Source organism: Comamonas sp. MYb21, assembly GCF_037479395.1.
Classification (GTDB): Bacteria; Pseudomonadota; Gammaproteobacteria; order Burkholderiales; family Burkholderiaceae_C; genus Comamonas.
This window is the reverse complement of sequence record NZ_JBBGZC010000006.1, coordinates 229,119-252,684: the sequence shown is the minus strand read 5'-3', so window position 1 is coordinate 252,684 and position 23,566 is coordinate 229,119. Positions and strand designations below refer to the sequence as shown.

At 60.7% G+C, this 23,566-nt stretch carries 19 protein-coding genes and 1 tRNA gene; 4 read left to right on the top strand and 16 right to left on the bottom strand.

The window, feature by feature from the left end; genetic code table 11:
- Positions 1 to 419: 419 nt before the first annotated feature.
- Positions 420 to 2,429, top strand: a complete 2,010-nt coding sequence (locus WH367_RS11000; RefSeq protein WP_339536044.1) for a DUF5979 domain-containing protein — start codon at positions 420 to 422, stop codon at positions 2,427 to 2,429.
- A 140-nt stretch (positions 2,430 to 2,569) separates the two neighbouring features.
- Here the strand turns inward: WH367_RS11000 and WH367_RS10995 are convergent, their stop codons facing one another.
- The 4 genes from WH367_RS10995 to WH367_RS10980 form a co-directional block, all read right to left on the bottom strand.
- The gene (locus tag WH367_RS10995) at positions 2,570 to 3,532 is read right to left on the bottom strand and encodes a DUF7933 domain-containing protein (RefSeq protein ID WP_339536042.1); all 963 of its coding nucleotides are present in this window, start codon (positions 3,530 to 3,532) and stop codon (positions 2,570 to 2,572) included.
- A 1,011-nt stretch (positions 3,533 to 4,543) separates the two neighbouring features.
- Positions 4,544 to 4,918, bottom strand: coding sequence for a hypothetical protein (locus tag WH367_RS10990; protein ID WP_339536040.1), 375 nt, complete (start codon positions 4,916 to 4,918; stop codon positions 4,544 to 4,546).
- 91 nt (positions 4,919 to 5,009) lie between these two features.
- Complete coding sequence (locus WH367_RS10985) at positions 5,010 to 5,561, bottom strand: DNA-directed RNA polymerase subunit alpha C-terminal domain-containing protein (RefSeq protein WP_339536038.1); 552 nt, start codon at positions 5,559 to 5,561, stop codon at positions 5,010 to 5,012.
- Positions 5,562 to 5,668: 107 nt separating this feature from the next.
- Positions 5,669 to 5,965, bottom strand: a complete 297-nt coding sequence (locus WH367_RS10980; RefSeq protein ID WP_339536036.1) for a hypothetical protein — start codon at positions 5,963 to 5,965, stop codon at positions 5,669 to 5,671.
- 186 nt (positions 5,966 to 6,151) lie between these two features.
- On the opposite strand from WH367_RS10980, the gene WH367_RS10975 reads away from it, so the two are divergent.
- The 3 genes from WH367_RS10975 (at position 6,152) to WH367_RS10965 (ending at position 7,600) form a co-directional block, all read left to right on the top strand.
- Positions 6,152 to 6,511, top strand: a complete 360-nt coding sequence (locus tag WH367_RS10975; protein ID WP_339521036.1) for a helix-turn-helix domain-containing protein — start codon at positions 6,152 to 6,154, stop codon at positions 6,509 to 6,511.
- 189 nt (positions 6,512 to 6,700) lie between these two features.
- A complete protein-coding gene (locus WH367_RS10970; RefSeq protein WP_339536035.1) occupies positions 6,701 to 7,027 on the top strand; it encodes a helix-turn-helix domain-containing protein in 327 nt (108 codons plus the stop codon).
- An 87-nt stretch (positions 7,028 to 7,114) separates the two neighbouring features.
- Entirely contained in the window at positions 7,115 to 7,600 is a 486-nt protein-coding gene (locus WH367_RS10965) for an NUDIX hydrolase (RefSeq protein ID WP_339536034.1), read from the top strand.
- A gap of 54 nt (positions 7,601 to 7,654) precedes the next feature.
- On the opposite strand, the gene WH367_RS10960 is transcribed toward WH367_RS10965, so the two are convergent.
- The 12 genes from WH367_RS10960 to WH367_RS10905 all read right to left on the bottom strand — a co-directional run bounded on the left by WH367_RS10960 (position 7,655) and on the right by WH367_RS10905 (position 23,387).
- Positions 7,655 to 7,730: transfer RNA gene (locus tag WH367_RS10960), tRNA-Phe, on the bottom strand.
- A gap of 503 nt (positions 7,731 to 8,233) precedes the next feature.
- Positions 8,234 to 10,138 (bottom strand): hypothetical protein, encoded by a 1,905-nt coding sequence (locus WH367_RS10955; protein WP_339536032.1) that lies wholly within the window; start codon positions 10,136 to 10,138, stop codon positions 8,234 to 8,236.
- Complete coding sequence (locus tag WH367_RS10950; protein ID WP_339536031.1) at positions 10,074 to 12,518, bottom strand: sensor histidine kinase; 2,445 nt, start codon at positions 12,516 to 12,518, stop codon at positions 10,074 to 10,076. The genes WH367_RS10955 and WH367_RS10950 overlap by 65 nt, the downstream gene beginning before the upstream one ends.
- 15 nt (positions 12,519 to 12,533) lie before the next feature.
- Positions 12,534 to 13,361, bottom strand: a complete 828-nt coding sequence (locus tag WH367_RS10945; RefSeq protein ID WP_339536029.1) for a phosphoadenosine phosphosulfate reductase domain-containing protein — start codon at positions 13,359 to 13,361, stop codon at positions 12,534 to 12,536.
- Complete coding sequence (locus WH367_RS10940) at positions 13,339 to 16,062, bottom strand: hypothetical protein (protein WP_339536028.1); 2,724 nt, start codon at positions 16,060 to 16,062, stop codon at positions 13,339 to 13,341. Before WH367_RS10940 ends, WH367_RS10945 begins: the two co-directional genes overlap by 23 nt.
- A 13-nt stretch (positions 16,063 to 16,075) precedes the next feature.
- Complete coding sequence (gene trbJ, locus WH367_RS10935) at positions 16,076 to 16,807, bottom strand: P-type conjugative transfer protein TrbJ (protein ID WP_339536131.1); 732 nt, start codon at positions 16,805 to 16,807, stop codon at positions 16,076 to 16,078.
- A 23-nt stretch (positions 16,808 to 16,830) separates the two neighbouring features.
- Complete coding sequence (gene trbE, locus WH367_RS10930) at positions 16,831 to 19,257, bottom strand: conjugal transfer protein TrbE (protein ID WP_339536026.1); 2,427 nt, start codon at positions 19,255 to 19,257, stop codon at positions 16,831 to 16,833.
- A gap of 22 nt (positions 19,258 to 19,279) precedes the next feature.
- Positions 19,280 to 19,558: a VirB3 family type IV secretion system protein gene (locus WH367_RS10925; RefSeq protein ID WP_339536024.1), complete on the bottom strand. Its 279-nt coding sequence runs from the start codon at positions 19,556 to 19,558 to the stop codon at positions 19,280 to 19,282.
- A complete protein-coding gene (locus WH367_RS10920) occupies positions 19,555 to 19,887 on the bottom strand; it encodes a TrbC/VirB2 family protein (protein ID WP_445228101.1) in 333 nt (110 codons plus the stop codon). Before WH367_RS10920 ends, WH367_RS10925 begins: the two co-directional genes overlap by 4 nt.
- Positions 19,884 to 20,942 (bottom strand): P-type conjugative transfer ATPase TrbB, encoded by a 1,059-nt coding sequence (gene trbB / locus WH367_RS10915; protein ID WP_339536022.1) that lies wholly within the window; start codon positions 20,940 to 20,942, stop codon positions 19,884 to 19,886. The genes WH367_RS10920 and trbB overlap by 4 nt, the downstream gene beginning before the upstream one ends.
- Positions 20,926 to 21,390 carry a CopG family transcriptional regulator gene (locus WH367_RS10910; RefSeq protein ID WP_339536021.1) on the bottom strand — a complete coding sequence of 155 codons (465 nt, stop codon included), beginning with the start codon at positions 21,388 to 21,390 and terminating at the stop codon, positions 20,926 to 20,928. Before WH367_RS10910 ends, trbB begins: the two co-directional genes overlap by 17 nt.
- On the bottom strand, positions 21,387 to 23,387 hold the full coding sequence (locus tag WH367_RS10905) for a conjugal transfer protein TraG (protein WP_339536020.1): 2,001 nt from the start codon (positions 23,385 to 23,387) through the stop codon (positions 21,387 to 21,389). The genes WH367_RS10910 and WH367_RS10905 overlap by 4 nt, the downstream gene beginning before the upstream one ends.
- Between the last annotated feature and the right edge of the window lie 179 nt (positions 23,388 to 23,566).

The window sequence follows — 23,566 nt, the reverse complement described above, 5'->3', positions numbered from 1 at the left end:
GGCCGATGGGCAAGCCGCCCGGCTGTGGTCTGGGCAGCCAGAGTGTGATGGGCGCACCAAGGACCTGCGGCGGGCAGGGCAGACATTTCCAACCTTAAAACGCTCCACTTTTGATAGCAATTAAGAAAGCAGGCAGGCGGCAGTGAAGGCTGCCTCTGGGCTGACAATTGTTTGCTGCATTCGCGCTGCAGGCGGGCAAAAACATACACGCCCAATCATCAATAGACAGTACATTCCCATTTAATTAATCAATACATGACCTGGATTGAAGGTCCATGCATGGCTTTGTCGAGCGCCTGCATCGGCCATTACACGCCTGGTTTATGATTCATATTGATACATATAGCATCTACTAGTTACATTGCTGGATGAGGCTATGTGCTGCGTTTTGTGGCTGAGCAGATTCCATGGGAAGAGACATGACCAATCCATTGATGTTTTTCAGGCTGCTGCTGGCAGCTTTTTTGTTGTGCCTGGGTGCGCAGCATGCGCTGGCACAACAGGTTTTGCTGCTTACCACCAACTCGGATCCCGCAGGGCCCAATCCTGAAGACGCCGATGCCATCGCGGCCTACCAAAATCTTGAGAACGAATTTACCAGTGCACTGCCCAGCTCTGGCCAACTGACACGCAGGTCCGTGCTGGGCAATGCCAATGCGATCTCCGCGGCAACCTTTACCGCCGCGTCTGGCTCAGCCTATGACATCGTGATTGTGGCGAGCACCTACAAGGCGGTCGACCCGAGCAACTGGGCCGTGCTGCAGACGGCGGTGGCCAATCGCTGGGCCAACTCCATCGTCTTCTTTGTCGATGGCTGTTGCGAGAACCGAAACGCCCAAAATGCCCAGCGAATGGTGGATACGCTCAATGCCGGCACCCAGTCCACGTTTAGCTTGGGCACCACCGTCAATGCATATGGCGCTTTCCCGTTGAACACCAACTCGCCCTATGCGGGCTCGTTCACGGCACTGAACCCCTTGCAGGGCGGCTACATCACCTACATCAATAACGTGCCCGCCAACAACGCACTGTACGTAGCCGGAGCGCTGCCACCGGCAGGCACAACGCCAACCAATAATGTCTATGGGCTGTTGATTCCCACCGTGCAATCCAATGCCGGCCGAGGCGCTTGCGTGTTTGCCGTGGTCGATATCTCGATTTTCTACGGCCCACCCTGGACCACCAACCAAGGCAAGGTCGCGCCCGCCTTCCTCAATGCCGCTACCTCGGAAAGCGGCGCCTGCGGCCTGCCCAAGGTCAGCAAGCGCTTTGACAAAACGGACCTCTATCTGGGTGGCAGTGACAACACCACGCTGCTGACGATCACGCTGTCCAACAGCACATCGCAGGACATCGGCAACGTGACGCTGAGCGACAAACTGCCTGCCCCCCTGGTGGTGGCACCGGGCGCCGTGAGCAACTCCTGCACCGCTGGCACGTTCAGTGCCGTGCCAGGCTCGGACATCATCAGCGATAGTGGCATGACCATTCCTGGTGGCGGTTGCACCATCACCGTGCCCGTGCAATGGCCCAACACCGATGCCGGCCGCCAGGCATGCATCAGCACCCCGTCGGTGACCAACACCATCACGCCAGGTACCGACTTTGTCTCGCCCACCGGCCAGGTCAATACGCCAGCGACCGCAAGCCTCGCCTGCCATGCCGCGCAGCTTGCCATCTCCAAGCAGGTGGTCTGGCCCGCCAACGTCACGCCCGTGGATCTGACGGGCAGCAGCTTCCCCGTCTCGGTGGTCTGCACCGGCAGCGACGGCGTGGTCGCGCCAGCGATCAACACCTCGATCACGCTGGACACGGCCACCACCGGCAGCGTCTCCACCACGCCGGTGATCGCCAGCGGCAGCTGCGTGGTGACCGAGGGCACGCGCCCCACGCCGCCCGCCAACCATCTCTGGGTGGAAGACCCCGCGCCCATCGTCTCCGTCACGATGGCAGCGCCCCCAGCGGCCAATAGCGCGCAGCTGGTCAACACCTTGGCGCGCGCCAACACCGATATCACGATCAGCAAGGCCGTGGCCGGCGGCCCGGCAGCGGGCATCAGCGGCAGCTTCAGCTTTAGCGCCAACTGCGGTGCAGACGGCAGCTTTACTACGGCAGTGAGCTTGAGCGGCAGCAACGCAGGGGCCATCGCCATCACCAACGTGCCCCAGGGCGCCAGCTGCACCGTGAGCGAAGCGCCCACCATGCCCGAGGCGCCGGCAGGCTACACCTGGAGCACCAGCCTGCCCGCGCCAGTGACGCTGGTCACCGCAGCCAATGGCAACACGGCCTCCTTCGTCAACACGCTGGTGCGCACGGCGCCTGCTGTGCCCGCTGCAGTGCCTGCGCTGGATACCATCAAGCTGCTGCTGATGGTGGCCGCCATGGCGCTGTTGGGCATGCTGGTGCTGCGACGCGCGCAGCGCCGCTGAGAGGCTGGCGGCGCGAGCCGCTGGTAGTGGTACAGCGTCCGCCGATAAAAAAAGGCCTGGGTTCGGCATGGTGCTGAACCCAGGCCTTGTGCCTTGGTGGAGGGAGCTAACCCGGTGCTGCGCTGGCGCAGCGCGCCAGATCAGGCGCGGTTGCGAGCGGCCCGCAAGCTGGCAAAGCCTGCGACCAAGGTCGACAGCAGCAGCACGCCCCAAGGCGCATTGGCGGGAACCGGTGTTGGGTTGGATGGCGTGCTGGGCGCAGTGAAGGTCACGGTGGACACCTGCGGTGGGTTCAAGCCCGCCGATTCAATGTTGTCCGGGCCATTGGCATAGGCGCCGGCCGTGGCGGATGTGACGCTGACGGACACCGTGCAGGACTCCATCGCATCGGCCAGATTGCCGGTCACATCGATGCTGGTGGCACCAGCTGCTGCCGTCACGACGCCGCTGGGGCAGGTCGTGGCGGTTGCCGGTGTGGGCGCCACCACCAGGCCGGCGGGCAGGTTGTCGGTGAACGACCAGCCGGCCTTGGCACCCAGCTCCGTCGTATTGGTGATCGTGAAGGTCAGCACACTCACGCCGCCTACTGGCTGGGTTGCCGGGCTGAACGATTTATCCAGGGTCGGGCTGACATCCAGCAACTGGATATTGTCAAAGGCATGGTCATTGCCACCGCCACTGCCATTGGCATTGGTCATGCGGATGCCGACGGAGGCGCTGTTGACCAGTACACCGCCACTGGTATAGGTGCCCACCCGCGCACCTTGCCCCGCCGTCGCGGCGCCAGCAGCGCCCAGCGCCGGCATGTCCTGCAACGTGCCGCCACATCCATTGATCTGACCACCGGCAGCAACTGGGGTGCCATCATCGAGCAAAGCGAACTGCAACTGTGGTGCGCTGGCCCGGTAGCAGTTGGCGGCTGCCACATCGATACCCACGGCGATGAAGCGGCTGGGGATCGGCAGCGTCAGCGGTGTCACTGTTTCAAACTCCACATTGCCCGCGCCAGGATTGTTGGAGGTATAGGCCGACACGGCGAAATTGGTCGCGGGGGTCGCCTGGCCCTTGAAGGTGCCAATCGCCTGTGCCAGCTGCTGGGTCACATTCCATGGCTCTTGGCCGCCACAGCTGGCTGCCTGACCATCCGCTCCCGCAACCGGCTGGTCTGCCGATGACATCAGCCCGTTGCAGCCTGTGAGCCAAGACGGGGCTGCCGTATAGGTTTGGCCCGTTACACCCACATAATCCGTCAGAATATCCCCGCTGGTGGCTGGCTCGATATTCTGAAAGTCTTCTGTGAATATCACAGACGGTGCCTGCGGCACCCCCGGCACTGCATTAGCAGCACCCGATGCCAGCAATGCCGATCCACCTAATGCGCACAGGCTTAAATAAGAAGCTAGGCGCGATGGGATGCCAGGAAAAGCAACGCCGGCAATACCAGCGGACTGCGTGCTAGATTTAATCATGCGCATCCTTTGAAATTGAAATTACCAAACAAATACAGAGCAGAAGCGCTCACAGTCACCTGCCAGGGGAGATCGCTACAAGAGAGCAAATAGCCAATTCCTATGCCGCCTCTTCATTACTATTTCGCACTGCTTACATTGCCATACAACTGCAAAAATGGTCAAGCGCTATAGCGATTGCTGTCCATTTCCAGAGCTGCTTGTTCAAATTTGCCACAGTCGGATGCGACCATTATTTGGTAAATATCAATTTCCTTTGTTTTATTGCAAAGGTCATTTTATTGAATTTATAAATTAATCATCGATAGGGCATCGGCTGCACTTAATCATGCCTGTCGAGGAATGGACTTTTAGCGCATTTATTGCGCCAGGATTCCTGTCCGCGTCACCGGGACCAGCGCGCAGATAGCGCTGCACACCGCTGGCATGCCGTAGCACAACAAGCACATGGGGCGGGATGGGAGGGGAGCTAAGCAGGGGAAGCCAGCAGCGCCATACCCGAGGCGGGCTCAGCAACGCTGCTTGTCCAGAGTGAGGTGTGGGGGGTGCAGAGGATAGAGGTCAGCGCAGACGCAGACGCACCGGTCAGCGCAACCGTAGTCGGCAGCGCTGCTGCAAATAGGACAACAAAGACAACTGTCCCGATTAGCGGATTTTTCCGTTGCCTGGCGGCACGTAGCGCTGGCCTGGAAAGTAGACGCGCTCAATCTCGCGCAGCGAGCCCTCGCCCAGCGAGCGGATCTTCAGCAGTTCATGGGGGTAGGCCTGGCGCAGTTGCTCGGGGGTGGTGATATCGCCGCGCGCCAGTGCACGCACGATGGCCACGGGCAGCGAGCCATTGAGACAAGAGCCGGAGACAAAGGGCAACTCGGGCATCGCATGCATGGGAACATAGGACTGGCCGGGCAAAAAGGCCTTTTCAATCTTGCGCAGGCGCAGCAGGCCGATGCCCTTGATGGCGAGCAGCCCCAGCGGGTAAGCCTTGCGCACCGCCTCGACGCTATCGATGCCGTGGTGCACAAGAATCCGTACCAATGGCGCAGGCAGCTTCCCTTCTAGTGAAGTGCCAGGGTGTGACGCGGAACCATTTGCCATATTGATGAAATCATAATCATCTTTGCTTAATCGTGTTACTTATGGTTTTTCTTGATTTCATCGGCTCAAAGCGCTGCCCATCAAAAAACGTGGCCTCCACTTCACGCAGCGCCTTGATACCAAAGCCCGTTATCTCCACCAGGCGCCGGGGATAGGCGGCGACCAGCTGCTGCACGGTCTTGATGCCATGCCGGCGCAGGGTGATCAATACGCGCCGGGACACCAGGCCTTCGAGCGAGGTGCCATCCAAATCTTCTGTCTCGATCGGTGCCAGCACAGGCACCTCATAGCGCCGCCCGGGAAAAAGCAGCGCCTCGATCTGCCGAAAACGCACCGGCCCCAGGTAATGGATTTTCAACAGCTTGGCCGGATACAGCGCTTCAACCTGGGCCAGCGTGGTGATGTCGTGCCTGGCCAGCAGCTTCCACAGATCTGGCGGCAGCAGACCCTGAAGCGGCTTATCAGCGCGGGCAGACGGTGGGGATGGTGATGTAGTCATCTGTAACCATCGTAGCCCCTTGGCCTTGCAAAATATTACATGGGCGGCTGAAATTAGATTTGTTGACATGTCTTATACACAGAGCAGCATGTCCGCATGCTTTTTTTCCTGCCGCCATCGCTGTTGTTGGCGATGCCCAGCGCCAACCACCGCCTCATTCGGAGGGCGTGGTGGGCTTAGCGCTTACCGCTGCCTTGCGGCGCCCTACGGCGCCTGGCCACCTTGACCATGTATATCGCCCCCAGAACGCACAGGCTCAGCGCCGGCCAGCCCACCAGGACCAGGCCCCAAAGACCTTCGACAAAGAACAGCACGCAAATGCCAATCTGTATCGCGCCAAACCGGCGCTGCGCCGCGGCCGCTGGCTTGGCAGCCGGCCTTGCTGCGGTGAAGCTGGTCTGCATCACGGCCTTGCGCCCAGCCGTCTTGTCGCTCGCTGGGCGGTGGCGCTTGTGCGGCTGTGCCTGCTCCATGGCGCGAAGTTCCTTTCATTAGGTGATGTGCATGCCAGGATGCTCTGAAACCGTGCCTGCCCATCCCCTGGCAGCGCTCGGGGACGGCAACACATATAGCGAAATTGCATTGGATTCCACATATTGCATTCTGGCCCATTCCGCACCGGCACACAACCATAACTGTTGGATTTGAACTAGACAGATATGATCAATAAGAAGCTTGCCGAGAAGCCCTTGGCCCAACTGCTGGGCCAGCGCATTGCCCAGCTGCGCAAGTCGCGCCAATGGACGCAGGCGCAGCTGGCAGAGCGTCTGCAGGTGGAGCCCGAGACCATCAGCCGCTTTGAGCGCGGGGCCTCCGTGCCCTCACTGCATACACTCGAAAGCCTTGCCTCGATCCTGCGGGTAGGCATCGCCGATCTGCTCGCCCACAGCTCCACCGCCCCCGATGACCAGGCGATGCGGATCAGCGCCTGGCTGTCCGAGCTGGAACCGGCGGACCGCGCCTTTGTCACCGGTATCGTGCAGCAGCTTTGTGAGCGGCTGCGTTCACACAGTGCTTGATCTAGGCGCCTTGTCGGCCGCAGCACTGCTGTGTGCCGCCCACGCCCTCCCTTCCACACAAGGCCGCACTCGTTGGCCATAGATCCATCGCTCACCTTTTGAGCTCCTTTCCCAAGCCATCTCCTCCCTGCCTCTCCATGTCACGTTTTTCGTGACGACAGCTTACCACAAAGTCACGAGACTCGTGACATGCCTTCCCTCCTTACGCCTACCTCGACCGTTCTAGGCCGCCGCATGCGAGCCCGACGCGAAGACTTGGGTTGGTCGCAAGAAAAAGTGGGCGTGTTGATTGGCATTGATGAATCCGCAAGCCGTGCGCGCATCAGCCGCTATGAGCTGGGCACGCATGAGCCACCCATCAAAACGGCACGGCTGATCGCCGATGCGCTGCAAGTGCCGCTGGCCTATCTGTACTGCGAAGATGACGACTCCGCTCGGCTGCTACTGGCCCTGGGAGCCATGAGCAAAACAAAGCGGGGCAAAGCGCTGGCACATTGGCTGAGTGAGATCGCCTGAATCCTTGAAGCCGAGACGGATAGATGATGCGAATGCCACGCTTCAGCATCCACACCCGTACGCCCTAGCCTTTAGCAAGAAACAAGCATGTCTGTCACCCCATGGCGCCCACCCCAGCACATCAAAGTCAAAGCCATTGGCCTGCACTGGCGCAATGGCCAATTGCTGGCGACCGAGGTCCTCGATGATGCGGGCCGCCTGACAGGGGTGCGCCCCCTTGGCGGCGGCGTCGAGTTTGGCGAGCGCTGGCAGGCAGCGCTGCAACGCGAGTTCCACGAGGAGCTGGGCGTGGCGGTGCAAGTCCAGGGACCGCCCATCGTGATGGAGAACCTCTACACGCACCACGGGGCGGCAGGCCACGAGGTGCTGTTTATCGCCAATGTTGTGTTTGATGCAGCGCCCTTTGCGCAGCTGGACCAGATCCGCTTTCGCGAAAACAACGGCACTTGGTGCACAGCGCGTTGGTTTGATGTGGCGGCGCTGGACATGCCGGGCGGCCCGGCGCTCTTCCCGGCAGGGCTCAAGCAAGTGCTGCTTGACAGGGCTGCCGGCACGGCGCCGCCCAGCCGCTGAGCCCGCGCCAGACGCAAAAAAGCCCATCACAGAGGATGGGCTTGGGAATGCGTTTGGTGGCCTGGCGCGGAATCGAACCACGGACACGCGGATTTTCAATCCGCTGCTCTACCAACTGAGCTACCGGGCCAACACAAGCTAGCATTATAGCCTGTGCCGCGCGCCCGTTCGGAAATTTGGGGGAATTGCTGCACATGCGATGCAGGTGCAGGTGCAGATACAAGAAAGCCTCTGCACCATCACTGATGCAGAGGCTTGTTGTTTTGGTGGCCTGGGGCGGAATCGAAAAACCTGCCAGTCGCCATTATCCACGCGCCTTCCGCGAAGTTACAAATTTCTCGGGGTACTGGCGGGGGTACGGTAGCGCTAAAACAACAAATACGCTCCATGAAGCACGTCTTTCAAGGTGCGTACACAGAGCGCGAGCACACCACCTAAGCCGTGGACAAACTGCGACATCTTTTTGGCAACCGCATAGAGTGAGGGCCGTCGGCCCAGAGATACCAGATCCATCAACTCCACCACGGTGGCCATCAGCAGTGCCCTGTAGTTCTATCGGCCCCATCGAACAACGGGTGAGCCTTGGAACGTGGGGCATATAACCAGCCCGAGTTTTATTCGCAGACCCGGTCTTTAGGCGGGCCACAGATCAATGTGTAGGAAGCCGATGGCGTCTGGCACAGAGTCTCCCGTCTCGTGAACTTTCACTGTGAGTTCATGGAGCTTATGCGTGAACTGAGCCGGAAGTGTCAGTTGCTTGGCACTTAGCACGGCATCCAAAGCATTGCGAAGCTTTTTCGGCATCCCCCCCTGCGGGGACTCGCCGGGTGGGGCGTCCTCCTCTACACGGGCGCGCAGCCACAAGCGAAACTCGTCGGAAAGAACGAGCGTAGGAACCTTCTTTCGGACTACCCCGTCATTCTGTTCGGAATACGTGAGAACGGCTGAAACGAACTCGTCCTTCGGTGTTTCATTCTCGCGAAATCCTTTGCCATCCCACTTCCAACGAACCCTCGCGTGGTATGCCATTGTGGGTGGGGGATCGATTTGGGTACCAACCCTCCCCATAGATCTGAGCACCTCCTCCTTGACCTCTTGTGCGAAGAGTTCGTTCATTAAGGCAAGACGCTCGAATCCTGCGGTGGCGAGTTCACTGACGGTATGCATGACCGCCATCGCGGGTTTCCAGCTAATCAGAATAGAGGTGCTCTTGTCGGTGTCGATTTGGGTGAAGAGGTGGCATACGCGACCATCGTCTTGCTTGCCATACAGCTTCTCTCTCGCGAACGCTTTCGAGCCGACAAATGTCTCTCCTGCCCCCTCCACACACAAGACTGGCTTCGTTGGATCGCAACGCTGCAAGTCGCAGGCTGGCGTTAGAACCAGGAGATATCTTGGCGTCCCCTTGTATCGAAGCAGTTCTCCAAAACGAATTGTTTTCCCAGAAGGCACTGGCGGGCCAAAGACAATTTCCGCGAACTGATCTGAAAGGACCTTTCCTTGATCGAGCTGGCCAGTGAAGCCAATAGCCTCTTGGGGAATCGCCGTCGCCGCCGTCGCCGGCAGCGCTATGCGACGCGTCTTTGCCGCGACCGACTCAGAGAAGAGCCAGGTCAGGTACTCGCCTAGGGATTCACCTTCTGCGTTGAGGCGCGCAAGATCCAGCATTCGCAAGTCGTGCAACTCAAGCTCCTGACACTCTCCCTCGAACTCGGACAGTGCGCTCTTGGTGGATTCAACTAAGTCGTTGATCAAGCTCTCCAGGGATTTGTTGCCCGCGTAGGATGCCCGTTTTGCCTCAAGCTTTGATGCAACGAACTCAGGTTCAATGTCTGACTTCCGCATGACGTCGAAGAAGGCGCTTCTTACTTTCACCTTATCCCTCACGCTTTTCTGAACCTCAAGAGATGCTCTTGAGGACATGAAGAAGAGCAGCTTTGGTCGGCGAAGGAACTCTGCGGAATTTGTGATGCGCTCTATCGCCGCATCTTCCGACTCACTGTTACTCAAGTAGAAGTCAACAAAGGCTACGTCAGCGGACTCCAAGGCCGTTGAGGCTGCATCAATAGATGGAAAGGGGTAGACGTTCGCAGCTCCAAGCATGTCCGACAATTTATCGACGACGGTCTGCGCCTTCTCAAGCTTTGCATCGCGGTGAAGAATGGCACTCTTGAACAGCACGTCCAATAGCATCGCTTTGTCGGCCCCCTTACTATGCTCCGCCCAAAGTAGGTCTAGTTTGGCGGATTGCCCGGTGAGTTCTTCCAGCATAGCGTCAAGCTCCGGCCCTGCCTCTGAATAAACAAGCTTTCGCAGAGCTACCTGCGCCACTGCGTCCCCGGCAATGAGATCGGCCCATGCGTCTTTGTCTTCAGGATTGACTGTTCCGCGTGCAGGCGCGCCCAGTGCATCATCAATCACAACTGCCCGCACAATTTTCAGATCCTCCACTGTCGCCCCCTCTGACATTTTTTTACCCCTCAGTACCGCTATCCTCACTGCCAAAAGCGAGAACAAATGTGCGAAGTAAGCCATCATTTCCCGGCGGCGCGAGCCTGAGGCTGGCCTTGTTTTCCTGTGCAAGTTTTCTAGCGATGAAGAGTCCAAGGCCTCGTCCCTCCCTCGGCGGCTTAGTCGTGTCGAACTGATCAAACACACGTTCCCTGCGGTCTGGCGAGATGCCTGGCCCGTTATCGGTAACGCGCACTTCCCGCCCGACTCTATCCAGGTCAATGCGGATCACCCCCTTCTTCGACGAATCTAGGCGGTTAGCTAACCAGTAGAAAGAGTTGCTCAGCAGATTGTCCACAATCTGGAGAAATTGTCCCTTCTCGAGCCGCTCTGTCCACTCGCGCTTATCAGCAGCGGGAACAATTTGCACCTCGATATTGTGTCTCGCAGCCTTGGCATCGTGAAATTCGACGAGCATCTCCACAAGATCACGCACGCTTTCAGGCTTGCGAATCTGTCGGCCAGGAATACTCAATTCGTCAAGTATCCGGACCCGCTTTTCCAGTGTCTTGAGCTGCGCTTCAACCGCCGCTGCGGGCATTCTTCCGCTTGCAACGGCCTTGAGCGTGTCCTGTGTGACCCGCGTCAGTTCATGAGCAATGAACTCCAGCATCAATCCAACGCCAGCCAAATGGATGTACCGGTCGATCTCCTTGTCGAGATGCGCGATGCGAAGTTTTGCGCGCTCCCAAGCCTCGCTCACTTCCTCAAGGTGATGCCGTACTGTCTCAATGTTCAGTCTCTCGGCGGGCACATTGGTCTCAATCTTTCGGAGGCTGGACATTGCCACATCTTTAGACGTGGCAATTCGCTCTTCAACCTCCTCCACGACTTCTCGGATCGGTGGCTGAACCTTACGCTCCACCTCCTCCAAAAACTGACGCGTTGAGCCGATCACTACATACCGAAGTAGACGCCGCAGTGCTTCCTTATCGACGGTGTCGCGGAACCCTTCCCGGTTTGTCTGGTCCTGCAGCAACGGGTTCGCAATCGAGGACAGTCGAAGGTATCCCACGATCTGCGCCCGATTCAGCTTAAATGCACCGCTGGCTAGCGCCTTTCGGTCGAGATCCAGCCAGTCGTCCGAGCGTTCCCCATACGGATACACCCTGAATCCATCCCTATACACAAGGAAGCCCCCCCCCCACTGGTTGAGAAAAGACTTGATGGATAAATCCCAGAGTTCGCGCTCATCGCGTTGCAACCTACCGCGATTGAACCAGTAGAACTTGAGCTCCCAAGGACCCAGGTGACGCAATGCGCGAGCGACGACTTCTGCATCAAGCAACAATTTAGGCTTTTTTAGCTTCTTGGCAGAAAGTTCCTCCCGCACGCACGCACGTAGGTGGTCGCCAACGAGCTTCTCAGTCTTCTCCCGACCATGCTTCTTGTAGTTCACATTGATGGATAGAGCAGGCTCGCCCTCCAAGTCATAGCGAAACGTCGCTTCAATGACCGCGTCGGCAGCCTCCAATGGCTCGCGATCAAGGGGATGGACCTTTACGACTTCCCCTTGGTACGTCACCTTCAAAAACTTGTTGGCTCGGAACGACGCGAATGGATCAGCAAGCTTTGCCAGATCATTTCTTACAATCGTCGACACCTTCTCGAGCGACCAATCGCTCTGCAGGTCTCGAATATAGATAGTCGTGCCTTGTTCGTTGTACTCTTCCCCCTTAACGGCAACCGTAGCAGGCCGAAAATCCAGCAAAGGATCAGTCGCGTCGAGGGTAGGATCGGCAAATGCGGGACGCCAATCCATGACTAGTCGGTTCCACGTACGCTCGCCAAAGTTCTTAGTTCGCACGCGCACCAAATGACCAAGGCGCATCGCTGCAAACCGCCCAATCCCTTTTTCTCCCAAAGGGATCCGCTCGCTAGTCTTGATGAAGTGCAACCGCGATCCCGATCCGATCGCCTTGGTCGCGATCTCCCGCTTCTCGTTTAACCGATCAGGGGTGCCAACAGTCAGGTAGTTGTCGGTAAGTTGTCGCTCGGACATGCCGTCGCCGACGTCTTTCACAAAGATTCGATTGGACTCCGCGTAAGCACTTGTGAGGGATGCGATAGCGTGATTAACGGTTGTTGGGGTGCCATAGTGCTCCACAAAGGCAGCGCGGGACCAATCGGTCGCTTTCGGGTCCAGTTCATCAAAAACTGCCTCGTTAAATGTATCTGCCACGAAGTCGGACGCACCATGTTCCTCCTCCTGCAAAGCGTAATCGTTCAGCAGATCCATCAGTTGAGCATACGCAGAATGCTGCATGCCGATTCTGATGTCAATTTCCACTGTTGGCGACTTAGCATCCAGGGAGTTCTTCACCAATTCAAACAGCGCGACTGCGTCGGAACTGATTAGCTCGGCGCCCAGTTCGAGTAGAACTCGCGCTTTAAAGTCAAACGCCATGTTCAGGCCCAGCAGTTAAAGCTGGCAGACCAGGCATCCCTGATCGTCATCATCGTCAGCGGCTTCTGCTTCGGTGGTCTGAGCAAACACCTCCGCGAGCGTGGCATTTTCCTTTCGGGCCGCCTTACGCTCGATCCGGATCACGTGCTCACGCTTTATCTGATCCATGCGGGCCGGAGCCTCCATCTCCGCGAGGCTTTCACCTTGGCTCCAAGTGAAGAAGTTGCCCGTCTTTTCATACGGCTTCTCGTAGGCTTTGGCTTTTTCGTAAAGATCAGGATGAGTCTCTTTCAATCGCACCCATTCGATCTTCTGCTGATAGAAACAAAAGTAGCACCCTGAACGAGTCCGACCCCACTGCGTATACGGGGGCATTCCCACCCCAGAAGAACGCAGGATTTCTTCGATGTCGCGGAGCACGAGACCGTCCTCCTTGAACGGATAGACCGCCTTGATATTTGCCTTATGGCTGATATAGCCACTGCGCTCCTCATCAGCTCGAAGGCCGACGTAGTTCACTACCTCATCGTCCCCGCAGTGAATCTCAAACGGCTTCAATTTGAGCGCGCGCGTGCACCAGCGCCGATGATTGGAGGGGATCATTCCGCCGTACATCTCATACCAGTGGTCAAAGCCGATATCGGCGTTCAGCCGGGTCACGGGTTTGCCTAGATAGCTTGAGATGCGCTCGAGGTATTCGTAAGTCTCGGGCAGCTCTTTGCGCGTATCGCTGAACATGTACTCCATCTCAGGTACACGGTCGCGCATGTAAATCGCCAGTGCCGCGCTGTCCTTACCACCGGACAGACTCAGGATGTGCCTAACCCGCTTTTCGTTCGCCATTGGTCACCTCCGCATCTTGTTGTGTTGCCGTTGCGCCGTTAACTTCCAGCAGCACCTGGGCAAGTGCTGAAGCAGCCAATTGAGTATCGCCCTTGGTGGCGCGCCGTACCAGTTCGCTGATTTCTCGGGCGACGCCTTCGGAGGCCTTCGAAGCCGAGAAGAAAAGGGATGACTCCTGCCCCCCCGCCATGGTGAGCGTCACGCCAACGTAGCGTTCCGCCTCCCTGGGGACCTTGCCACGTTGGGAAATCAGTCTCAGCCAGCGCTTGTACTGTCCGCACAGCTCATTAAGTTCCCGCGTGAAACGGGCGACGGTGTCGTCCACCCACGCGTCAAGCGGTCGATGAACAATTAAGCTGGCCAAAGAGTCCACCCATTTCTCATCGGTTAGGGATAAGTCCGTGCACCGAAGGATGAAGCTCTTCAGCCGAGCATCTGCGAGGTCGGCTGCCGCGTTCGCGCACTCGGCTTGCAGTTGATTGCGAATGCGACTCAAGGGTCCGGACATCTCGAACGCGACACCAATCTCCGCAACAGTTTGCTCATGCAATTTTCGATGAGCCATACCCAGCTCCGACAGCGTCGCAGTCAACCAATCCGCAAAGCTCTCTTTTGACTTCGATTCGTGATGCTCTCTCGGCAGGCTCACAGTCAACAGTTCGATAGGGTCCTGCGCTTTACCGATGATGCTGCGTACGAGGGAGGCGGCCTTGGAGATGCGGGTCGTCTGCCGACTGAAGTCTGGCAGCCTTCCCCACCAACGATAGAGACTGCGAGCCACTTCCACAAACGTCAATTCGCCGCCAATGTTTGATCCGATGGCGGCGATAGCATTCCGATAGTCATGCAGCAGCCTAGTGCTGCTCTCGTTCGCGGAAAGCTCGCGCAACTCAAAGACGGCGGGATTTTTGTAGAGGCGATGCAGTACCTCATTCGTGACCTCAAGCGTCAAGGTGCCGCGTTCGAAAAGCGCGCACCGGCTGCGACGCACAAGCAGATACATCACGATCCAAACACCGGCAGGCCCGTTTCGAATGCCCAAGGGCGGAGCGGCCAACGCATCTAGCAGGAGCTGGAAGCTCGGCGGCTTCTCTGCACGAAGCAACTCGGAGATGCGCTGCCATGCGCCTGCTATATCGACAGTGGCGCCCTCAGACGGCTCACTCAAAGCCCACCGCCCGTCCTCTTCAGTCCATAAACCTGTTTGGCGCAACAGCGTGTGGTGCAGGAGGCGTTCGGGCGGAAACTCAGAAGCCCAGGAGATCGGCCGCGACCGATCGCCGCCCAGGATGATTTCAAACATGCGCTGCCGCGCAAGGACAATTGCGGACGGCGGACGATCCTTGTTGATCAACTCATTGACGATGCGCGGGGAAGCGTCGTACACCTTGTCAAACAACCAGGAGGATAGCTGACTGAGGTTCATCAGCTCGCTCTTCTGGACTGGCTTACCCTGATACCAGTACTGCGGACCTGGCCGCTCTGGCGCAGGCATTAGCTGAGATAGAACCAGAAGCTCAATCGACTCGCGTGTGGTCTGTACACGTCCCGCCACGTACTGGCTGGTCCAGGGATCCAGACGCCTTTGATCAACCTCGCGTTGCACGGCAAGCCACACCGCGTATTCGGCGAGTGCGGCGCGGCTCTCTGGCTGCAGAGAAAGCACGGCCGAAACCGTGAGCAGGTTCCCTTCCTCTTTGACGGCTTCTCGCGCCTGGCGTTCCGCGTCCGAATCTTTAACAGCCAATATGAGCTTGAGCCATGCGTCCGGCTGCAACTCGTCAGCCTTGACCTTAGGGTGCTTAGGCCAGTTGTTGGGCGATCCAGCAATGACCGCCATGGTGCGGATTGTGCCCGTGTCGTCGTAGTGCTTGTTCGCGACGATCAGTCGCTGGGACAGTGCATGCGACAGGCCGCTGATGGCCAACTGATCCTCTCCAGTTCGAGCAGCCTTCTCGTAGACGGCCTCGATGTTCACTGCGTCAGAGACGGCAAAACCATAGCCTGCGGCGCCGCGGCGCAGGAGGACACCCTTGCCCTTCAAGTCGTCACAGCATGCCGCCACGCCCGCTTCGCGATCACCAAGGGCGAAGGCGATCAGCTTTGGCGTGACCGGCAAAGCCTGACCAGCGCCGAGCAGCTCCAGAACGGCAACGCTCTTAAGGACACGAAGGGAAAGGTCATCGAAATCCTGGCGCACGACTGCCGCCAACGCAAAAGCCCAGCGACGCTCGGCCGCCAAGTCGCGAAAGCGCATTCCATAGCCATGCGAGAGGTAGTCGAACAGGTCCGGAAGCCTGTACCAGGCTTGCGCATCCACCTCGTGGCGCTGCGCAAATTCCCGCAAGCCAAAAGGCTCGTCGCCGCGCAAGAACGCGTGGAACGAGCGCTCGCTTTGTCCATAACGCTTGGATACAACAGCCAAAGACGCTAGCGTGAGCGGATGCAGCGGGTAGAGCTGCTCCGCTTGCGAAAACAGCAGACGGTCGCCCTCAGAGTTCGCACGCAGGACGTACAGCTTCCTCGCGGTGGCATAGAGCTCATTCGCCGCTGCGGCCACCGATTCGTTGTTGCGAATGGCTGGCTTGACGCTCAGCGCGTGGGCGGCGAAATGCGCGTAACGCTCAACTGGCTCATCAAAGGCGATTTCGTCGAACCGTGAGGCGATTTTGTGCCATTCATCACCAAGCGCGCGTCCCACGCCGGCATCCCCCTCATTGACCGTAGAAGCTGACCGGCGCTGACGTGTACGGCGTCCCCTCGCCCTGAAACCGCCGACGCACCTCGCGCGCCCGCTCCTGCACCGCCACTTGGCGTGCCTGCTCCAGTGCCATCGCCCGGTCCTGAGTGATCTGCAGCTGCTGGGCCTGCATGGCCTGGCGCGACTGCAGGGCCAGCAACTGGTTCGTCGCCTGCATGGCCTGCAGCGCACCCACGGCCGACTGGCTGCGGTTGACCAGGTCCGTGAGCGTGCGCTCGTCGCTCGCGAAGTTCTGCACCGCCTGCGACTGCACCTGGGTCGCAGTACGCAGCGCCTCCAGCGAGTTCTGCCAGCGCTGGCGCGCATCCAGCGCCATCTGGTTGCCCGAGATCGAGGCGGTGTAGGCCTGCGGGTACAGCCGCCGGAATTCGGCTTCCATCTGCTGAACGTTGAAGGCCAGCCCCTGCGCCTGGCGGATCAGTTGGTTGGTCGCACCCAGCGCTGCCCGCAACTCGCCCAGCGCGCTGGAATCCAGCTTGGCCAGGTTCAGCGCATCGTTCTGCAATTGGCGGATCTGGTTGTTGATCTGCTCCAGCGTGCGCGCCGCGGTCAGGATGTTCTGGGAGAAGTTCGAGGGATCGAACACGATGCGCCCCCCGAACATCTGGGCCTGCGCAGGCACCGCCGCGCCGAGGGACAGCGCCGCAATGGCCGCCAGTGCCACGCGCCGCAGTTGAGACTTCATCTTGCAGTTCATGAAAACCTCCTTCAGTGGTTTGAAATCGCAGGAAGCGGTGGAAACGAAGGGATGAGGCTCGCAGCCCAGTCCAAACCGCGATGGCGCAGCCAAGCAGCTGCAAAGTCATCGGGAGCTGCAGAACCCACCGCATCGATGTCGCGCTGGTGCTCCTGCGAGGACGCCCCCGCAAACGCCAGTGCCACGGGCCCCAGCCCCAGGTCAAACACCCGGTTGCCCAGCCGAGACTGGTAGTAGTAGTCGCGCTTGGGCGTGGCCTGCGCGACGATGTCGATCTGCCGGCCGTTGAGCCCGAAGCCCTCGTAGATCACCCGGATCTGCGGCTCGGTCGCCTGCGGGTTCGGCAGAAAAATCCGGCTCGCGCAGCTCTCCACGATGGCGGGCGCAATGCTGGAGCCCTGGATGTCCGCCAGCGACTGGGTGGCGAAAATGACCGACACGTTCTTCTTGCGCAGCGTCTTGAGCCACTGTCGGATACGCGTGGCGAACACCGGGTCGTCCAGGAACAGCCAGGCCTCGTCGAGGATCAACAAGGTTGGTGCCCCATCAAAGCGCTCGTCGAAACGCGCGAACAGATAGGACAGCACGGCCAAGGTCGCTGCCTTGCTGTGCATGAGCTCTTCCATCTCGAAACACTGGACCGACGAGGACCCCAGCCGGTCCACGTCCGCATCGAGCAGCTTGCCGTGGGCACCGCCCAGCACATAGGGCTGCAGCGCCTGGCGCAGGGCATTCGACTGCAGCAGCACAGACAGTCCAGTAAGGGTGCGCTGTTCCACCGGAGCGCTGGCCAGGCTGTTGAGGGCTGACCAGACCGCATCCTTCTCCGCAGGACCGACGGATATTCCTTCGTGTATCAACCGCCCCTCAACCCACTCCGAGGCCCATGCGCGGTAGCCCTCCTGGTCGATGCGCGCCAGCGGCTGAAAAGCGATCTCGCCGTCAAGTCCCAGGTCATAGTGCTCACCGCCGAGTCCCAGGACCGTGGCCCGCATCGAGCGCCCCATGTCAAAGGCCAGGATGCGCGAGTTCGAGTACCGCCGGGATTGCAGCGCCAGGGTGGCGAGTAGTACCGACTTGCCCATGCCCGTGGGCCCAACCACCAACGTATGGCCCACATCGCCAATGTGCGTGACCAGCCGGAACGGCGTGGCGCCATCGGTGCGCGTGACGATCAGCGGCGGCCCGTCGAGATGTTTGTTGCGCTCTTGCCCCGCCCATACCGCCGACACCGGCATCATGTGCGCCAGGTTCAGGGTGGAGACGATGGGCTGGCGCACATTGGCATAGGCATTCCCAGGGATCGAGGACAGCCAGGCTTCGACCGCGTTCAGGGTCTCGGGGATGGTCACGAAGCCCCGGCCCTGGATGGTCCGCTCCACCGCGCGCAGCTTCTCGTCTGCGGCGGTCGCATCGGCATCCAACACGGTGACCGTCGCAGTGACATAGCCAAACGCCACCTGGTCGCTGCCCAGGGCCTGCAGTGCTGCATCGGCGTCTGCCGCCTTGTTGGACGCGTCCGAGTCCACCAGCGGGCTCTCCTGCTGGAAGATGGTCTCGCGCAAGAGCGCCACGATGTTCTTGCGTTTGGCAAACCACTGCCGACGCAGGCGAGTCAGTTCCCTTTCAGCCTCAGCCTTGTCCAGACACAGGAAGCGCGTGCACCAGCGATAGGCAAAGCCCAGCCGGTTCAGGTCATCCAGCACACCCGGCCAGGTCGACGTCGGAAATCCCCGCACCGACATCGTGCGCAGATGCATCCCTCCCAGCATCGGCGCCAGTCCACCCACCAGCGGCTCATCCGCCAGCAGCGCATCCAAGTGCATCGGTACCTCCGGCACCGCCACCGGATGCCGGCGCGTGGACACGCAATCGTGGAGGTAGGTCAGCGTCTGCGCATCGTCCAGCCAGTCGATCTCCGGCATCACGCCATCCAGCAAGTCCAGGAAGCGCACCGACTCGGACACAAAGGCCTCCAGGCGCTCGCGCCAGTCCACGCCTTCGGTCTTGCCGTTCTCATAGAGCAGCTTGGCGGCGCGCGCCCTGCCCTCTTCGGGAGGCAGGTAGACCAGCGTGAGGTGGTAGCGGCTCTCGAAGTGGCTCGCGTCCTCTTCAAAGGCAGAACGCCGCTCTTCGTCGACCAGCCAGGACAACGGTTCAGGAAACACAGACTGTGGGTAGTCACCCGCCTCCCGGCGCTCGGCCTCCACAAACAGCGCCCAGCCCGAGCCCAGGCGCCGCAGCGCATTGTTCAGGCGCGCCGAGGTGGCGATCAGCTCGCCCTGCGTCGCACTGTCCAGGTCCGGCCCCCGGAACCGCGCTGTGCGCTGAAACGCACCGTCCTTGTTGAGAACGACACCCGGCGCAACCAGCCCGGCCCAAGGCAGCCAGTCGGACAGCAATGCGGGGCGCCGCCGGTATTCAGCGAGGTTCAGCATGGGGTGTTCTCCATAGCTGACCTCAGACATCCAGCAGCACACGGTGCTTGATGTGCCGCGCGAACACCTGCATGAACTGCGCGTCCATGCGCGCACCCCAGACCGCCAGCGAATGCCCGGCGATCCAGAGCACCAGGCCCGGGATCCACAGCTGCAGGCCCAAGCCGACCGCGGCGGCCAGCGTGCCATTGGTGATGGCTACCGTGCGGGGTGCCCCGCCTATCAGAATGGGCTCGGTCAAGGACCGGTGCAAGGGGACCTCGAAGCCTGGAATGGCCCCAGAGACAAGTCCGCCGCTCATGCCAGCACCGCCCCACCCGCGAACGAGAAGAACGACAGAAAGAAGCTCGATGCCGCGAATGCAATGGACAGCCCGAAGACGATCTGCACCAGCTTGCGAAAGCCCCCCGACGTATCACCAAATGCCAGCGTCAGCCCCGTGGCAATGATGATGATCACTGCCACGATGCGCGCCACCGGCCCCTGGATGGATTCGAGGATGGACTGCAGCGGCGCTTCCCACGGCATGTTGGAGCCAGCGGCGTGCGCGGGAACGGCAATGGCCAGCAACACGGCTGCCACGGCGGCAGCGTGCAAAAGAGGTTTTACGGAAACGCGGGAATGTGTCATGGCTGTTCTCCAGGGGTTGAGGAAGGGGAAGAAGTGGAAGCCGTAGACGACGAGACCCAAGGCAATCGCCCCAGCGTGGTGTCGAGTTGGTAGCCCTGGCTGTCATATCCAACGACGCGGGCGATCTCGCGCACGCGGCGTGCGCGTCCCCGTCCGGCGATGAAGACGATCACATTCACTGCCTCGGCAATCAGGGCGCGCGGCACGGTGACGGAGACTTCCTGCACCAGTTGCTCCAGACGCGTGAGCGCGCCCAGTGCGGAGCCCGCATGCACGGTGGCGATGCCGCCCGGGTGGCCGGTGCCCCAGGCCTTGAGCAGGTCCAGTGCCTCGGCGCCGCGCACCTCTCCAACGACGATGCGGTCCGGCCGCAGGCGCAGGGTGGCGCGCACCAGGTCGGCCATGGTGGTCACCCCTGGTTCGCTGCGCATGCCGACGTGGTCGTCGGATCGGCACTGCAGCTCCACCGTGTCTTCGAGGATCAGCACCCGGTCCCGGGTCTGGGCGATCTCGTCCAGCAGCGCATTGGCCAGCGTGGTCTTGCCGGTGCTGGTGCCACCCGCCACGACGATGTTCAGGCGCTGGCGCACGGCGGAGCGCAGAAAGGCCGCCTGGGCCTCGGTCATCACACCATCGGCCACGTAGTCCGCCAGGGTCAGGATGCGCAGCGCCCGCTTGCGGATAGCGAATGAGGGCGCACGCACCACGGGCGGCAGCACCCCCAAAAAACGTTCCCCCGTCTCTGGCAGCTCGGCCGAGAGGATGGGCAAGCCTGCATGCACCTCGGCACGCACATGCGCAGCCACCAGGCGGATGATGCGTTCAGCCACTGGAGCCGACAAAGAGGCACCCGTGGGCTCTCGCCCCGAGCCCAGCCGATCCACCCACAAAGAGCCGTCCGGATTGAGCATGACTTCGACCACCTCCGGGTCTTCGAGGGCTGCAGCGATCTCCGGTCCTAAGGCCGTGCGCAGCATGCGGACGCGCCGGTCCAGAGAAACCGCCGCATTGCTGACGCCCTCGCGGCCCGGTTCCTGGTCAGGCCTGCGCGCCATCGGCACTCCCGGATTCAGGCTTGGGCTCTAGACTGTTGCCGGCAGGCTCAATCTCCTCGTGCACCTCCCGGACCAGGCTGCGGCCGCGCTGCAGATGGCGGGCCAGTTGCTCGATGAACTGGGCATAGCGCGCCCGGCCCTGCGCGCGCGCAGCGTCCTGGTGCCCCTCCGGCACCGGGATCGACACCGTAAGGAAGTAGCGGACGTAGAGCGCCACCGTCTCGATCAGGATGTTCTGGTCGCGCTCCAGGCGATCAAACTGCCGGGAGAGTCTGTCCAGCCGCTTGGTCATCGCCGCTTCGCGCTGGTCGCCGCCATCGGGCGAGAGGAACGAAGAAAGTGCCGCCGCCACGATCGCGGACTTAGATACGCCCTTGTGCACGGCCAGTTGGTCCAGCCGCTTGGCGTGCGCAGGCTCGATGAAAATGTTCAGGCGCGAGCGGCTCATAGCGCAATCCCGTCATCCGGATCCAGTGCCGCCAGCCGCGCGGTGCGCATGAGCTGCCTGTCCACGTCCTGGGGCCGCAGCGGAACATCGTCCTCGTCATCCAGCACGAGCAGGTCGCCAGTGCCCGGTTCGTCCACATCGACCGGCGAAATCTCCAGCTCGGGCTTGAGCTGGTGCCCGCCTTCGTCGGCAAAACCACCCTCCTCGCTCACACTCGACGCGCCAGGCGCCACCAGCGGCGCCAACCCACTCCAATCGTCCGCCCGCGTCGCCGGCCGGTCCGCATAGGTGCCTGCGACCAATACCGGCGCCTTCAAAACCCTGCCCGTGAAATTGCGATCCAGGTAATAGCGCAGCTTCTTGGCCTTGATGGGAGGATGGCCGGAGACCATCACCACCTCATCCTCAGGCGGTAGCTGCATGACCTCGCCAGGCGTGAGCAGCGGCCGTGCCGTCTCCTGCCGCGACACCATCAGGTGGCCCAGCCAAGGAGCGAGCCTGTGACCGGCATAGTTGCGCTGGGCGCGCAGTTCGGTCGCGGTACCCAGCGCCTCAGATATCCGCTTGGCCGTGCGCTCATCGTTGGTCGCGAACGCGACGCGCACATGGCAGTTGTCGAGGATCGAGTGGTTGGGTCCGTAGGCCTTGTCGATCTGGTTCAGGGATTGGGCGATCAGGAAGGCTCGCAGGCCGTAACCCGCCATGAAGGCCAGGGCCGATTCGAAGAAGTCGAGGCGCCCGAGGGCTGGAAACTCGTCGAGCATCAACAGCAGCTTGTGCCGGCGCTCGATTCCGTCCGAGCCATCCAGCGACTCGGTGAGGCGGCGGCCGACCTGGTTGAGGATCAGGCGGATCAGCGGCTTGGTGCGGCTGATGTCAGAGGGCGGCACCACGAGGTACAGCGAGACCGGGTGCTCGGCGGAGATCAGGTCGGCAATGCGCCAGTCGCAGCGAGAAGTCACCTCGGCCACCGTGGGGTCGCGGTACAAGCCCAGGAAGCTCATGGCGGTGGACAGCACGCCCGAGCGTTCGTTCTCGCTCTTGTTGAGAACTTCGCGGGCGGCAGATGCCACCACGGGGTGAACACTCTCCGCCAAGTGATGGGTGGTCATCATCCGGTGCAGCGTCACTTCAAAAGGGCAAGCTGGATCAGACAGAAAGTTGGCCACGCCGCGCAGGGTCTTGTCTTCACCCGCATACAGAACGTGAAGGATGGCTCCAACCAGCAATGCGTGGCTGGTCTTCTCCCAGTGGTTGCGGCGCTCCAGGGCCCCTTCAGGGTCCACCAGGATGTCAGCGATGTTCTGCACGTCACGGACTTCATGGTCACCGCGACGAACTTCGAGCAACGGGTTGTAGGCAGCCGACCTGGCGTCGGTGGGATTGAAGAGCAGGCAGTGCGAGAAACGCGCGCGCCACCCCGCGGTGAGATTCCAGTTCTCGCCCTTGATGTCGTGGATCACGGTGGAGCCAGGCCAGGAGAGCAGCGTGGGCACCACTAGCCCGACGCCCTTGCCCGAACGGGTGGGCGCGAAAGCCATCACGTGCTCCGGGCCTTCGTGGCGAAGGTAGGACTCCCCCTTGCCGGGAGCCTTACCTAGGAAAACCCCGGCAGGGTCCGTCAGGCCAGTCTTTGCGATCTCGTCCTGCTCAGCCCAGCGAGCGGAGCCGTAGGTGGTGACCTGCTTGGCCATGCGGGCGCGCCAAACCGCCATGGCGATGGCTGCGCCGGTAGCGAGCAGACCGCTGGATGCTGCAATAAAGCCGCCGCGCTCGAACACATGCGGAGCATAGGCATCGAAGAAGTACCACCACTCGAAGAGCTTCCAGGGCTCGTAGACTGGCACGCCGGACAGCTCGAACCAGGCAGTTCCAAGCCTGGGCTGGTAGCCCAATGAGCGAGCCGTCCACTGAGTGGCCGTCCACACGCCGCCCATGGCCACACCAGACACCACGGTAATCTGTCCGAACAGGATGCCAGTGGCTGATGCAGGCATGGGCCCCTCCTTTGCGTGTATGTTGATTCAGTGCTTGTGCGCGTTGGTGGCACACAGGCATGAGTCTGGAATCAAGCCGCCGCTAGGCACACCCATCAGGGCGTGAAGCGGCGTACGCTGGCGGGATAGCTGGCTATGGCTTGGGGGCCGAGGGCAGAACCTTCAGGTCGTCACGCGCG

Bases quoted from the DNA above. Each gene is read 5' to 3' on its own strand.
- WH367_RS11000 (WP_339536044.1), top strand. From the start codon at position 420: ATGACCAATCCATTGATGTTTTTCAGGCTGCTGCTGGCAGCTTTTTTG.
- WH367_RS10985 (WP_339536038.1), bottom strand. From the start codon at position 5,561: ATGTCAACAAATCTAATTTCAGCCGCCCATGTAATATTTTGCAAGGCC.
- WH367_RS10980 (WP_339536036.1), bottom strand. From the start codon at position 5,965: ATGGAGCAGGCACAGCCGCACAAGCGCCACCGCCCAGCGAGCGACAAG.
- WH367_RS10975 (WP_339521036.1), top strand. From the start codon at position 6,152: ATGATCAATAAGAAGCTTGCCGAGAAGCCCTTGGCCCAACTGCTGGGC.
- WH367_RS10970 (WP_339536035.1), top strand. From the start codon at position 6,701: ATGCCTTCCCTCCTTACGCCTACCTCGACCGTTCTAGGCCGCCGCATG.
- WH367_RS10965 (WP_339536034.1), top strand. From the start codon at position 7,115: ATGTCTGTCACCCCATGGCGCCCACCCCAGCACATCAAAGTCAAAGCC.
- WH367_RS10955 (WP_339536032.1), bottom strand. From the start codon at position 10,138: ATGATGGCTTACTTCGCACATTTGTTCTCGCTTTTGGCAGTGAGGATA.
- WH367_RS10950 (WP_339536031.1), bottom strand. From the start codon at position 12,518: ATGGCGTTTGACTTTAAAGCGCGAGTTCTACTCGAACTGGGCGCCGAG.
- WH367_RS10945 (WP_339536029.1), bottom strand. From the start codon at position 13,361: ATGGCGAACGAAAAGCGGGTTAGGCACATCCTGAGTCTGTCCGGTGGT.
- trbJ (WP_339536131.1), bottom strand. From the start codon at position 16,807: ATGAAGTCTCAACTGCGGCGCGTGGCACTGGCGGCCATTGCGGCGCTG.
- trbE (WP_339536026.1), bottom strand. From the start codon at position 19,257: ATGCTGAACCTCGCTGAATACCGGCGGCGCCCCGCATTGCTGTCCGAC.
- WH367_RS10925 (WP_339536024.1), bottom strand. From the start codon at position 19,558: ATGAGCGGCGGACTTGTCTCTGGGGCCATTCCAGGCTTCGAGGTCCCC.
- WH367_RS10920 (WP_445228101.1), bottom strand. From the start codon at position 19,887: ATGACACATTCCCGCGTTTCCGTAAAACCTCTTTTGCACGCTGCCGCC.
- trbB (WP_339536022.1), bottom strand. From the start codon at position 20,942: ATGGCGCGCAGGCCTGACCAGGAACCGGGCCGCGAGGGCGTCAGCAAT.
- WH367_RS10910 (WP_339536021.1), bottom strand. From the start codon at position 21,390: ATGAGCCGCTCGCGCCTGAACATTTTCATCGAGCCTGCGCACGCCAAG.
- WH367_RS10905 (WP_339536020.1), bottom strand. From the start codon at position 23,387: ATGCCTGCATCAGCCACTGGCATCCTGTTCGGACAGATTACCGTGGTG.